This is a genomic window from Pseudomonas morbosilactucae (assembly GCF_023241665.1).
In the GTDB taxonomy this organism is placed as follows: Bacteria; Pseudomonadota; Gammaproteobacteria; order Pseudomonadales; family Pseudomonadaceae; genus Aquipseudomonas; species Aquipseudomonas morbosilactucae.
Genome location: NZ_JALQCX010000005.1, coordinates 153,092 through 164,823, shown reverse-complemented (window position 1 = coordinate 164,823; position 11,732 = coordinate 153,092). Strand labels below are relative to the sequence as shown.

Below are 11,732 nucleotides of genomic sequence, written 5' to 3'. Positions count from 1 at the left end.
ACGGCTGAACCCGAAGGTTCAGGCCGAGAGCCCGGCCTCTTCGAGGTATTGGCTGCGGTTGACGAAGGTCTCGCGCGGCATTTCCCTCACATCCATGGACAGGGCCTCGACGTCCGGCAGCAAGGCTACCAGGGCGGCCAGGGTGGCCGAAGCGAGGCTGCGTTGTTGCTCGGCGCTGCGGCCACTGAACAGGTAGAGCGCGACGTGGACAAAATCATCCTGGGTCGCGCCGCAGCGGTAATGGGTGAAGCCGTTCAGGCGCACCTTGATGTCGCCCGGCTTGAACACGCCGAAGGCGTCCAGGGCATCGTGAACGGCGGCCAGCAGGGTCTGCTCGCCGACCCGTGCGGCCAGGGTATTGGGGCAATCGATGATGCAATGGGGCATGGCTGGGTTCCTTCAATGGGTCGGTGTCAAAGGCGAAAGCGGGCCACGGATTCACGCAGCTCATCCGCCAGGCGCTCCAGGGAATGCACATTGCCGTGGGCCGCGCGCACCGAACTGGCGGACTCTTCAACGCGGTTGGCAATGCTTTCGATGTTCTGCGCGACGCTGGCGCTGGCCTGGCTTTGCTCGGCCGTGGAGCTGGCCACTTCCCGTACTTGGACCAGGGTCAGTGAGGCGCCGCTGTTGATCTCTCGCAGCGCACCGGCGGCCTGTTCGGCCAGGGCCACGCCAATCGCCACCTGCGGGGTGACGGCGGTCATGCCCTCGACCACCGAGCCGGTGTCGATCTGGATCGAGCTGATCATGCGGGTGATGTCCTGCGTCGCCAGGGCGGTGCGCTGGGCCAGTTGCCGAACCTCGTCGGCCACCACTGCAAACCCTCGCCCCTGCTCCCCGGCCCGCGCCGCCTCGATGGCCGCGTTGAGCGCCAGCAAGTTGGTCTGGCTGGCGATGTCGCTGATGGCGCTGGCGATGCCGTCGATTTCATGGGTGCGCTTGACCAGCCCGGCGATGCGCACCGAGGCGTCTTCGACCTGAGTCGATACCTGCTGGATGGCCCCCGCCGCCTGGTGCACCAATTGCTCGCCGTCGGCGGCCAATTGCGCCGAGCGCGCGGAGTTGGTTTCGGTCTCGCGGGCGCTGAAGGAGATGTGGTCGATGGTCACCGACATCTGTTCGATGGCGGCTGCGGTGGCGGTGGTGGCTTCGGAGGTTTGCTGGGAAGCGCTGTCGATCCTCAGCATTTGCCCGGTGAGACCGGTGGCCGCTTCACCCAGCAGGCCGGAGCCGTTCTGGATACCGACAATCATCTCGCGCAGGCTGGTCTGCATGGTCGCCACGGCCGCCAGCAGGCTTTGCGGGCCAAAGCGCCCGAGCACCGGCCGGCTCAGGTCACCGGCGGCAATCGCCCGGGCCACTTCGGTGGCGTAGGCCGGCTCGCCCCCCAGGCTGCGGTAAATGCTGCGGGACATGCTCAGCGCCAGCGCCGTGGTGACCAGCACCACCAACAGCCCGACCCCAAGGAACTGCCAGGCCAGACGCCAGAATGCGGCATCGATGTCATCGACAAAAATGCCGAAACCCACTAGCCAGTTCCAACCGTCAATCTTGGTGATGCCATTGATCTTGGGCACCGGTTGCTCGGCGCCCGGGTATTTGGCCAAGTCGTCGAAATAGGCGAAATGGGTGTTTTTCAGGCCATCCAGGTAGCCCTGCCACTTGGTCCGGCCGTCGGGCAGGGTCACGCCGACATCCACCTTGCCGATCACCTCGGGGTTGGGGTGGACCAGGCCCAGGGCATCCACGGTGCGGGCCCAAAGGTAGGCTTTCTTGCCGTCACGCAGGCTGGACAAGGCTTCGATGGCCTTGGCCTGGGCGGCCTCGCGAGTGAGGGTCCCACGCTGTTCCTGCGCCTGGTAATAAGCCACTTGCTGCGCGGCCAGATTGAGCACGGTGTAGATCTCGCCGCGCTTGTTTTCCAACATGTTCGAGCGCAGCGCGCTCAAGCCGAACCCGGCCACCAACAGCAGGCCAAGCACGGTGCAAAAGACCATAAGCGTGAGTCGATGATGAAGCTTCATTAACGCCTTCCTGTTGCGTTGTACCTGGCTCATCCCCTGATCCCGGAAACGTCTGCGGCGCTCCAGGGAGCGCCGCAGGCATCGGGCTTACTGAGCGCCCAGGGCTTTGATCAGTACGTCCAGTTGTTCCATTTCATCGGGCAACAGGTCGGTCAGTGGCGCCCGTACCGGGCCGGCGTCGTGGCCCACCAGGCGTGCACCGGCCTTGACGATGCTCACGCCATAGCCTTCGCAACGGTTGCGGATGGCCAGGTACGGCAGGAAGAAATCGTCGATCAGACGGCCCACGGTGGCGTGGTCGTCGGCGGCCACGGCACGGTAGAAGTCCATGGCGGTCTTGGGGATGAAGTTGAACACCGCCGAGGAGTAGACCGGCACGCCCAGGGCCTTGTAGGCCGCGGCATAGACTTCGGCCGTCGGCAGACCGCCGAGGTAGGTCAGGCGATCACCCAGGCGACGACGGATCGAGACCATGGATTCAACCTCACCGATGCCGTCCTTGAAGCCGATCAGGTTCGGGCAGCGTTCAGCCAGCACTTCCAGGCTGTCGGCGTCGAGGCGGCAGAGGTTGCGGTTGTACACCACCACGCCGAAGTCCACCGACTTGCACACCTGCTCAACGTGGGCCACCAGGCCTTTCTGGCTGGCTTCGGTGAGGTAGTGCGGCATCAGCAGGATGCCCGCTGCGCCCAGACGCTCGGCTTCCTGAGCGTAGGCGATGGCCTGGCGAGTCGGGCCGCCGGCACCGGCGAGGATTGGCACCTGGCCTTTGCAGGTGTCGACCGCCGTCTTGATGATCTGGGTGTATTCGTCGCGCTCCAGGGAGAAGAACTCCCCGGTGCCGCCGGCGGCGAACAGTGCGCTGGCGCCGTAAGGGGCCAGCCACTCGAGACGACGGGCGTAGGTGTCGGCGCGGAAATCCCCCGCCGCGTCAAAGTCGGTGATGGGGAACGACAGCAAGCCGGAAGACAGGACGGATTTTAATTCTTGTGGAGTCATGGTTCGCAAACCTCGAGCCGAAAAGTGAGAGGAGATACCTTAAGAGGTACGTCATCGTACAACTAAACTTTGAAGAGGGCCATGCTCAATGTGCTTTTTTGGTGCACAAAGGTTAAGTAATCAGGTAATACTGGGGCTGGCTTGCGTTACGAGCCCCTTACAGGCGGCCCATAACAGCCATAGTTGTACGATGACTTAGCTAGCGAGCTTACGCTCGGACTCTTGGCTGAAGTCGCGGCTGGCCTGCACCAGCATCTTGGTATAGGCGTGGGCGGCCAGGTTCTGGCTCAGCGCCTGGCTGTCCAGCAACTCGACGATCTTGCCCTGCTGCATCACCGCCACCCGGTCACACAGGTGAGTCACCACGCCCAGGTCGTGGGTCACCATCAGGTAAGTGAGCTTCTCGCGTTGGCGCAGGTCCGCCAGCAGGTTGAGGATCTCCGCCTGCACCGACACGTCCAGGGCCGAGGTCGGCTCATCCAGCAGCAAGACCCGCGGTTCGAGGATCAGCGCCCGGGCAATCGCTACGCGCTGGCGCTGGCCACCGGACAACTGGTGCGGGTAGCGGTAGCGGAAACTGTCGTTGAGGCCGACCTTGAGCAGGATTTCGTTGATCCGGTCGTCCTTGTCCTGGATGCCGTGGATGATCAGCGGCTCGCGCAAGGCGGTGTCGATGGTGTGGCGCGGGTGCAGGGAACCGTAGGGGTCCTGGAAGACCATCTGCACCTTGCGAAAGTGTTCCTTGGGAATCTTGTGCTGCAGGGGCGCGCCGGCAATGCTCAGCTCGCCGCTCCAGTGCCGGTACTGCCCGGCCAGGCAGCGCAGCACGGTGGTCTTGCCCGAACCGGACTCCCCCACCAGGCCGAAGGATTCGCCGTCGGCGACGCTCAGGCTGACATCGTGCAGCACCTGGTTGAGGGCCGGGCCGGCGCCGAAGCTGAGGTTCAGCGCGTGTGCTTGGATCATGGGCATGGTCGGTTCCTCAGGAAGTCAGCCAGAGTGGATCGCGCTGCAGCACCGGCAGGCGCTCGCGGCGGTTGTCCATGCTCGGCAGCGCGGCCAGCAGGCCACGGGTATAGGGATGTTGGGCGTGTTGCAGGTCGCAGGCCGCGAGGGATTCCACCACCCGCCCGGCGTACATCACCAGCACCCGGTCGCAGTAGTTGCGCACCAGGTTGAGGTCGTGGCTGACGAAGATCAGCCCCAGTTCCTGCTGCTCCACCAGCTCTTCAAGCACGCTGAGCACCTGCTGGCGCACAGACACGTCGAGGGCCGAGGTCGGCTCATCGGCGATGATCACTTCCGGGCGGGTGATGACCATCATGGCGATCATGATGCGCTGGCCCATGCCGCCGGAGACTTCATGGGGGTACAGGTTGTAGACCCGTTTCGGATCGCGGATATGCACTTTTTCGAGCATTTCCATGACCCGCTCGCGGGCATCGCTGCGGCTGGCCTTGTGGTGGGCCAGGTAGGCTTCGGCGATCTGGTCGCCGACCTTGACCACCGGGTTCAGCGAGTATTTCGGGTCTTGCATGATCATCGAGATGCGCTGGCCGCGAATCTTCTGCATGGCCTTTTCACCGGCCGAAAGCAGGTCGATGTCACCGAACTGCATGGCCTTGGCGGTGATCTTGGCGCTGGCCGGGTGCAGCTTCAGCAAGCTGCGACCGACCGTGGACTTGCCCGAGCCGGACTCGCCGACGATGGCGAGCTTTTCCCGACCCAGGGTGAAGGACACATCACGCACTGCGTGGGTTTCTTTCTGACCGTTGACGAAGCGCACATTGAGGCCTTCGACATTCAATTTGATGGCAGACATAAAGCCTCCGGTTACTCGCTACGCGGATCGAGGATGTCCCGCAGGCCATCGCCCAACAGGTTGAAAGCCAGGCTGACCAACATGATCGCAGCGCCTGGAACGGCTACCAGCCACCAGCACTCGAGCATGTAGCGACGGCCTGTGGAAATCATCGCGCCCCACTCCGGCAGCGGCGCCTGGGCACCCAGGCCGAGGAAGCCCAGGGCGGCGGCGGTGAGGATGATGCCGGCCATGTTCATGGTCAGGCGGATGATCACCGACGACAGGCACATGGGCACGATGTGGCGCAGGATGATCCGCGCCGAGGACGCGCCTTGCAGTTCGACCGCGACCACGAAGTCGGCCTTGCGCAGGGACAGGGTTTCCGCCCGCGCCAGACGGGCGATGGGCGGCCAGGAGGTCAGCGCAATGGCCACCACCGCATGCTCCAGGCCAGGGCCGAGGGCGGCGATGAACGCCAGCGCCAGCACCAGGCTGGGGAAAGAAATGAAGATGTCGGTCAGGCGCATGAACACCGTGTCGACAATGCCGCCGTAGTAGCCCGAGACGGTGCCGATAAACAGCCCGATGGGGCCGACGATCACGGTGACCAGGGCAATGATGTAGAGGGTGATGCGCGAGCCATAGACCAGCCGGCTGAAGATGTCGCGGCCGTACTCATCGGTGCCGAACCAGTGGGCGGCGCCGGGTGCCTGCAGGGCATTGGCCAGGTTCTGCACCACCGGGTCATGGGTGGCGATCCACGGGGCGAACGCCGCCACCACGATCAACAGCACCGCGACCAGCAGCCCGGCCAGGGTCATGGGGTTACGCAACAAGTGGCGCAGGACCCGCAGGCCGCTCTTGCACAAGGCATCGAAGCTGGAGCCGGGGGTACGATCGGCCTGGCGCTTGGCGGTGGTGTCGGTAGAAGACATGTTGGCAATCATCGGCATGTTCTCGATTTGAAATCAGGATCACCCGGCGCGCCAACAGGCGCGCCAGGCGGCACTCAGCGTTGCTTGTAGACGCCCAGGTAACGGGTGGCTTCGGCGTCATCGCCGTCGAAGCCTTTAACGTCGGCAGCGCTGACCACGGTGTCGGTCATCTGGGAAATCATCATGATCGGGCCGACCTGCTGGTCGTAGAGCTTCTGCGCCTGGTGGTACATGCTCAGGCGCTTGTCACCGTCACGCTCCACACCAACCTTGTCGATCAGGGTGTTGAGTTCCGGGCTGAAGAACGAGGCGCGCCAGCCCTGGAAGTTCGGCAAGCCGGCGTCGTCGCTGTTGTTGGGGTTGTAGGCAAAGGTCCGCAGGCTGAAGTACGGGTGCGGGTAACGTTCGGCGCCGCGAGCGACGATGATCTCGAAGTTGCGCGCACGCATGGCGCCGTACACTTGGTTGCCGGTGCCGGTGACGATGCTGGCCTTGATCCCGCCTTCGGCGAGGGTCGATTGCAAGCGCGCGGCGATGTCGATGAACGGCGGCTCGGACAAGGTGCGGATGGTGGTAGTGAAGCCTTCCGGGTAGCCGGCTTCGGCCAGCAGCTTCTTGGCCTTGGCCACGTCCATGTGATAACCCGGGTCCGGCAGGCGGGCTTCCAGGCTCAGCTGCATCGGCTGCTGGTTGAGCTTGCCGTAGTACGGCATGACCTGCTCATCCAAGCCCTTGTAGTCGATCAGGTTGCGCACCGCCTCGCGGACCTTGGGCTTGGCGAACTCAGGCTGCTTCATGCTCATGGCCACGTAGTACATGGTGCCGCGCTGCAGGGACTGCACCTGGATTTTTTCCGAGCCGTCGATGGCACGGATGTCCGGTGCGGCCATGCCATAGGCCAGGTCAAGGTCGCCGCGCTCCAGCATCAGGCGCAGGGACTGGGATTCGGTCATGTGCCGCACCACCACACGCTTGAGCTTGGCCGCGCCGCCCCAGTAGCCGTCGAAGCGGGTCAGCAGCAGGGAATCGTTGGCGCTCCATTTGGTCAGCACGAACGGCCCGCTGCCGGCTTCGTTGGTCACCAGCCAGCCGGCGCCCAGGTCGCCATTCTTCTCGTGGGCCAGGGCCGTCTTGCGGTCCACCACCACGGCGCTAGGGGAAATGGCCAGGGAGTCCACCAGCAGCAGCGGGTCCATGACTTGCGGCAGGTCGATGGTCAGGGTGTGGGTGTCGGTGGCGCGGATCAGCGACTGGATGTTGTCGACGCTGTAGCCGTAAGCCTTCCAGGTGGTGGCCAAGCCGAAGTTGAGCTTCATCACCCGGTACAGCGACCAGGCCACGTCTTCAGCGGTCAGCGGATTGCCGGAGTGGAACTTCACGTCCTGGCGCAGGTGGAAAGTCACTTGCTTGCCGTCTTCGCTGATCTCCCAGCGTTCGGCCAATTGAGGCAGGTGTTTTTCCGGGCTACCGTTGTCGCGCTTGATCAGGGTGTCGTAGAGGTTGGCGTTGACCCCGGACGCATCCAGGCCCGGGGCGTTGGCCGGGTCGATGGAGAACAGGTTGACCATGCTCATGCCGACGATCAGTTGGTCGGCGGGTGTCTTGGCCTGCACCGCCGCCATCGGACCCAGGGTCAGGACAGCGGCCAACAGGCTGAGGTGCAGTTTGGTAAAAGCAGTCTTCATTCGAGCGTCCTTTTTTATAGTTTTATCGGTTCGGCAGCTGGGGTTGCGAATTAGCGGGTCCGTGGGTCGAACACCTTGTACAGGGCGTCGCTGATCAGGTTCAGGGCGACAAAAATCAAGCCGATCACCAGCACGCAACCCATCACGGCGTTCATGTCGCCGAGCATCAGGCTGCTGGTCAGGTACTGGCCGAAACCGGGCCAAGCGAAGACCGTCTCGATCAATACCGCGCCTTCGAGCAGGGAGCCGTAGGCCAGGGCCACCACTGTCAGCAGTTGCACGAGGATGTTGCGGAAGGCATGGCCCCAGACCACCTGGCGGCGGGACAAGCCCTTGACCCGGGCGGTGATGATGTATTCCTGGGACAGCTGTTCCAGCATGAAGCTGCGGGTCATGCGGCTGATGTAGGCCACCGAGTTGAGGCCCAGGATCAGCGCCGGCAGGACGATATGGCGCAGGGCACTGGTGAAGGCTTCCCAGTCCCCGGCCAGGGCCGAGTCGATCAGCAGCAGGCCGGTCACGTCGGGGACCATGCCGTCGTAGGCCAGGTCGATGCGGCCGGCGCCACCGGCCCAGCCGAGCCAGGCGTAGAACACCAGCAGGCCCATCATGCCCAGCCAGAAAATCGGTGTGGAGTAGCCAAACAGGGTGATGACCCGGGCCACATGGTCGCCCAGGCGGCCCTGGTTGCTGGCCGCGCAGACGCCCAGTGGCAGGCCGATCAGCACGCCGAAGAGAATGGCCAGGGTGGCCAGCTCGATGGTCGCCGGGAACACGCGACGGATGTCGTCGAGTACCGGGTGGCCGGTCAACAGGGCGTTGCCAAAGTTACCGTGCAGCAAGTCATTGAGGTACAGGCCGAACTGGGTCCAGATCGGCTTGTCCAGGCCCATGGCCCGGTACACCTGGTCGTAGGTGGAGCTGTCGGCGTCTGGCCCGACCACCGCCAGCACGGGATCCAGCGGCATGACCCGACCAATGACGAAGGTCAGTGCCAGCAGGCCAAGCAAGGTCACCAGGACCGTGCTGGCACGCCGGGCGGTATTGGAAGCGCGGGCCCCCAATACGGAGGCAGTCGAAACAAACATAGTGAACTCCTGATCAATCGGTCACCGCTGCATCCAGGGGCGCGGGGCCGAAGCCCCACGCCGTCCTGTCAGCGCTTTTTGTAGACGTCTTTGTAGCGAGTGGTGGCGGCGGTGTGGCCCTGATAGTCGACGACATCGCCGTAGATCAGCACCGTGTCGGTCATCTGCGAGACCGGCAGGATGGCGCCCACTTGTTGATCGAGCTGTTCCTGGATCTTGCGGTAGTCGGCCAGTTGCTTGGCTGCGTCCGGCTCGACTTCGGCGCTCTCGATCAGCTGGTTCAACTCGGGGCTGTAGAACGAGGTACGCCAGCCCTGGAAGTTGCTCAGCTTGGCTTCGTCGCGGTTGTCCGGGTTGTACACCAGGGTGCGCAGGCTGGAGTGCGGATGGCGCTCTGCCCCGCCACCGCCACGGCCGACGATGATGTCGAAGCTGCGTTCACGCATGGCGCCGTAAATCTGGTTGCCGGTGCCGGTGATGATGCTGGCCTGGATCCCGGCCTGGGCCAGGGTCGACTGCAGGTTGGAGGCGATGTTGATGAACGGCGGTTCGGCCAGCACGCGGATGGTGGTCTTGAAGCCGTTGGGGTAACCGGCTTCGGCCAACAGCTTCTTGGCTTCCTCGACGTTCAGGCGGTAGCCCGGGTCGGGCAGGCGCGCCGGCAGGCCCAGGGGCAGCGGGCGCTGGTTGATCAGCCCGTAGTGCGGCATCACAGTCTGGTTGATGCCCTGGTAGTCGATCAGCGAACGCACGGCCTTGCGCACACGGGCGTCGGCGAACATCGGCTGTTTGACGCTCAGGGCGACGTAGTAGAGGGTGCCGCGCTGTAGGGTCTGGGTGCGGACTTTGTCGCTGCTTTGCAGGGCTTCGATATCAGGCGCGGACATGCCTTTGGCGATGTCCAGGTCGCCGCGTTCGATCATCAGGCGCAGGGATTGGGACTCGGTCATGTTGCGCATGACGATGCGCTTGAGCTTGGCCGGGCCGCCCCAGTAGCCGTCGAAACGGGTCATGAGGATCACGTCGTTGGCGCGCCAGTCGTTGAGCACGAAGGCCCCGCTGCCGGCGGCGTGGGTCACCAGCCAGGCGGCCCCCAGGTCATTGTTCTTCTGGTTTTCCAGGACTTTCTTGCGATCGAGGACGAAGGCGCTGGGCGACGTCGCCAGGGTATTGAGCACCAGCATCGGGTCGGTGGGCCGTGGCAGCTCGATGACAAAGGTGTTGGCGTCGGTGGCGCGCATGGTGCTTTCGACGTTGTCGGCGCTGAAACCGTAGGCCTTCCAGGTCGAGGCCAGGGCCAGGTTGAGCTTGAGCACCCGTTGCAGCGACCAGGCCACGTCTTCGGCACTCAGTGGGTTGCCGGACTGGAACTTCACGCCGGAGCGCAGGTGGAAAGTCAGGGTCTTGCGGTCTTCGCTGACTTCCCAGCGTTCGGCCAGGGCCGGCACCAGGCGATCGGGCTGGGCCACGTCCTGCACCAGCAGCATGTCGTAGAGGTTGGCGTTGATCTCCGAGACATCCAGCCCGGTAGCGGCAGCAGGATCCAGGGACAACAGGTTGATCATGCTCATGCCGACGATCAGTTGGTCGGCCGGGGTTTTGGCATAGACGGCAGGCACGGCGGTGATCGCCAGCGTAGCCGCAAATACCCGCGCCCAAAGCGAGGGGAGAATGCTCATAGTGAGAGTGCCTTTCTTATATTTATAGGGCTCTCGGGCGACCCGGCATGGGCCGGGACGCCCGGACACAAATCAGAAGCTGTTGAGCGTATTGGTCTCGATGAACTCGAAATCAATTTCTTCGCCCAGGCCCGGCAAGTCGGACAGGTGGACGAAACCGTCGTTGTCCATCGGGTCGACCAGACGCTTGAGGTAGGCCGGGACTTCGTCGTAATCCAGGTACGGGTGCAACAGGCCGCGCTCGTACCAGGTGCAGTTCTTGATCGCGCCGACCACTGCCAGGTTGGCCGCGCCGTTGCCGTGGATCTCGCAATCCATGCCGAAGGATTCGGCCATGTGCGCGACTTTCAGGCACGGGGCGATACCGCCGACACCGGCCACACCGGCACGCAGGATGTCGCAGACATCGTTCTTCACCCAGCTGGCACGGCTCAGGTGCTTGCCAGCCAGGGTTTCCGGGCCCAGGACCGGGATGTCCAACTGGCCCGCGAGCCAGGCGTAGGATTCGGCAGAGTCTTCCATCATCGGTTCTTCGAACCAGGCGAAGTCGAGCTTCTCCAGCTCACGGCCGATGTAGAGAGCGTCGGTGCGGTTGTACCAGTGGTAGCCGTCGAGCATCAGGGCGATGTCCGGGCCGACCGCTTCACGCACGGCGGCGCAGGCTTTGACGTCGATGCGCGGGCTTGGCGCGAAGGATACCGGCGGCATCCAAGTGTGCAGCTTGATCGCCTTGTAGCCACGCTTGACCAGGGTTTCGGCAAAACGACCGTAGTCTTCCGGTGTCGCCAGGCCGCCCGGCAGCTCGTCGCCGCACATGGTCGAACCGTAAGCCGGGACCTTGTCGCGGAAACCACCGATCAGCTTGTGTACCGGCACATTCAGCTTGCGCCCGGCCCAGTCCCACAGGGCCTGTTCGACCAGGGCCAGGGCACGGTCGGTGAGCTGGCTGGCGCTACCACGCTGCCAGTGCACCAGGTCGTGCCAGATTTTTTCGCGATCGAAAGCGTTCTGCCCTACCAGCACCTTGCGTACAAAACCATCAAGCACATAAGGACGGATCAGTTCAGGAGCGCCGAAGGCATAACCTTCGTTGCCGTCTTCGGTCTGGATGCGCAGCAGGGCCATCTTGGCCTGGGTCACATCACCGGGGTGGGCATGGCCAGCGCTGTCCACTGCGCGGCGGGTGGGATAGGAAAACACCTGGACGTTGACTGCTGTAATTCTCATGGACGTCTTGAGCCTTCTTATTGGATTTGTGGCAGGAGGGTCGCCTGTGTTGGATCGATCATACGTCATCGTACAACGCTTGAAAAGATCCCAAATAACACCTTTGTTTCCCCGCCTAAAACCCGCATTTCAGCCCATAAAAGCGGCCTATTTCAAGTAATCACGCCAGCGAATTTGCAGCAAAGCCTCGTTCTTGAGCGGTTGCGAAAAGAGATCACACAACCATGCGAATAATTCGTAGACACCTAGAATGTCGTACGATAACGTATATCTAAACCCACCCTATGG

10 protein-coding genes and 1 pseudogene are annotated in these 11,732 nt (G+C 63.4%); all 11 read right to left on the bottom strand.

Annotated features, from left to right (window positions below; genetic code table 11):
- Positions 1 to 18: 18 nt before the first annotated feature.
- Positions 19 to 387 carry a 5-carboxymethyl-2-hydroxymuconate Delta-isomerase gene (locus M1B35_RS02745; RefSeq protein ID WP_123327966.1) on the bottom strand — a complete coding sequence of 123 codons (369 nt, stop codon included), beginning with the start codon at positions 385 to 387 and terminating at the stop codon, positions 19 to 21.
- Positions 388 to 413: 26 nt separating this feature from the next.
- On the bottom strand, positions 414 to 1,118 hold the full coding sequence (locus M1B35_RS32090) for a methyl-accepting chemotaxis protein (protein WP_425273382.1): 705 nt from the start codon (positions 1,116 to 1,118) through the stop codon (positions 414 to 416).
- Between the two features lie 366 nt (positions 1,119 to 1,484).
- A pseudogene (locus M1B35_RS32085) lies at positions 1,485 to 1,931 on the bottom strand (cache domain-containing protein); the annotation flags it as partial.
- Between the two features lie 183 nt (positions 1,932 to 2,114).
- Positions 2,115 to 3,026: a 5-dehydro-4-deoxyglucarate dehydratase gene (kdgD, locus tag M1B35_RS02735; RefSeq protein WP_123327968.1), complete on the bottom strand. Its 912-nt coding sequence runs from the start codon at positions 3,024 to 3,026 to the stop codon at positions 2,115 to 2,117.
- Between the two features lie 195 nt (positions 3,027 to 3,221).
- Positions 3,222 to 3,998, bottom strand: coding sequence for an ABC transporter ATP-binding protein (locus M1B35_RS02730; protein WP_123327969.1), 777 nt, complete (start codon positions 3,996 to 3,998; stop codon positions 3,222 to 3,224).
- 10 nt (positions 3,999 to 4,008) lie between these two features.
- On the bottom strand, positions 4,009 to 4,848 hold the full coding sequence (locus M1B35_RS02725; protein WP_123327970.1) for an ABC transporter ATP-binding protein: 840 nt from the start codon (positions 4,846 to 4,848) through the stop codon (positions 4,009 to 4,011).
- An 11-nt stretch (positions 4,849 to 4,859) separates the two neighbouring features.
- The gene (locus tag M1B35_RS02720) at positions 4,860 to 5,777 is read right to left on the bottom strand and encodes an ABC transporter permease (protein ID WP_123327971.1); all 918 of its coding nucleotides are present in this window, start codon (positions 5,775 to 5,777) and stop codon (positions 4,860 to 4,862) included.
- Between the two features lie 62 nt (positions 5,778 to 5,839).
- On the bottom strand, positions 5,840 to 7,450 hold the full coding sequence (locus M1B35_RS02715; protein WP_268261148.1) for an ABC transporter substrate-binding protein: 1,611 nt from the start codon (positions 7,448 to 7,450) through the stop codon (positions 5,840 to 5,842).
- A 50-nt stretch (positions 7,451 to 7,500) separates the two neighbouring features.
- The gene (locus tag M1B35_RS02710) at positions 7,501 to 8,538 is read right to left on the bottom strand and encodes an ABC transporter permease (protein ID WP_123327973.1); all 1,038 of its coding nucleotides are present in this window, start codon (positions 8,536 to 8,538) and stop codon (positions 7,501 to 7,503) included.
- A gap of 68 nt (positions 8,539 to 8,606) precedes the next feature.
- Positions 8,607 to 10,217, bottom strand: a complete 1,611-nt coding sequence (locus M1B35_RS02705) for an ABC transporter substrate-binding protein (protein ID WP_268261147.1) — start codon at positions 10,215 to 10,217, stop codon at positions 8,607 to 8,609.
- A gap of 72 nt (positions 10,218 to 10,289) precedes the next feature.
- Positions 10,290 to 11,444: a mandelate racemase family protein gene (locus M1B35_RS02700; RefSeq protein WP_123327975.1), complete on the bottom strand. Its 1,155-nt coding sequence runs from the start codon at positions 11,442 to 11,444 to the stop codon at positions 10,290 to 10,292.
- Between the last annotated feature and the right edge of the window lie 288 nt (positions 11,445 to 11,732).

What these genes read in the sequence shown, in the direction of transcription:
- M1B35_RS02745 (WP_123327966.1), bottom strand. Translation starts at nt 387, where the DNA reads ATGCCCCATTGCATCATCGATTGCCCCAATACCCTGGCCGCACGGGTC.
- kdgD (WP_123327968.1), bottom strand. Translation starts at nt 3,026, where the DNA reads ATGACTCCACAAGAATTAAAATCCGTCCTGTCTTCCGGCTTGCTGTCG.
- M1B35_RS02705 (WP_268261147.1), bottom strand. Translation starts at nt 10,217, where the DNA reads ATGAGCATTCTCCCCTCGCTTTGGGCGCGGGTATTTGCGGCTACGCTG.
- M1B35_RS02725 (WP_123327970.1), bottom strand. Translation starts at nt 4,848, where the DNA reads ATGTCTGCCATCAAATTGAATGTCGAAGGCCTCAATGTGCGCTTCGTC.
- M1B35_RS02710 (WP_123327973.1), bottom strand. Translation starts at nt 8,538, where the DNA reads ATGTTTGTTTCGACTGCCTCCGTATTGGGGGCCCGCGCTTCCAATACC.
- M1B35_RS02715 (WP_268261148.1), bottom strand. Translation starts at nt 7,450, where the DNA reads ATGAAGACTGCTTTTACCAAACTGCACCTCAGCCTGTTGGCCGCTGTC.
- M1B35_RS02730 (WP_123327969.1), bottom strand. Translation starts at nt 3,998, where the DNA reads ATGCCCATGATCCAAGCACACGCGCTGAACCTCAGCTTCGGCGCCGGC.
- M1B35_RS02720 (WP_123327971.1), bottom strand. Translation starts at nt 5,777, where the DNA reads ATGATTGCCAACATGTCTTCTACCGACACCACCGCCAAGCGCCAGGCC.
- M1B35_RS02700 (WP_123327975.1), bottom strand. Translation starts at nt 11,444, where the DNA reads ATGAGAATTACAGCAGTCAACGTCCAGGTGTTTTCCTATCCCACCCGC.
- M1B35_RS32090 (WP_425273382.1), bottom strand. Translation starts at nt 1,118, where the DNA reads ATGTCGGTGACCATCGACCACATCTCCTTCAGCGCCCGCGAGACCGAA.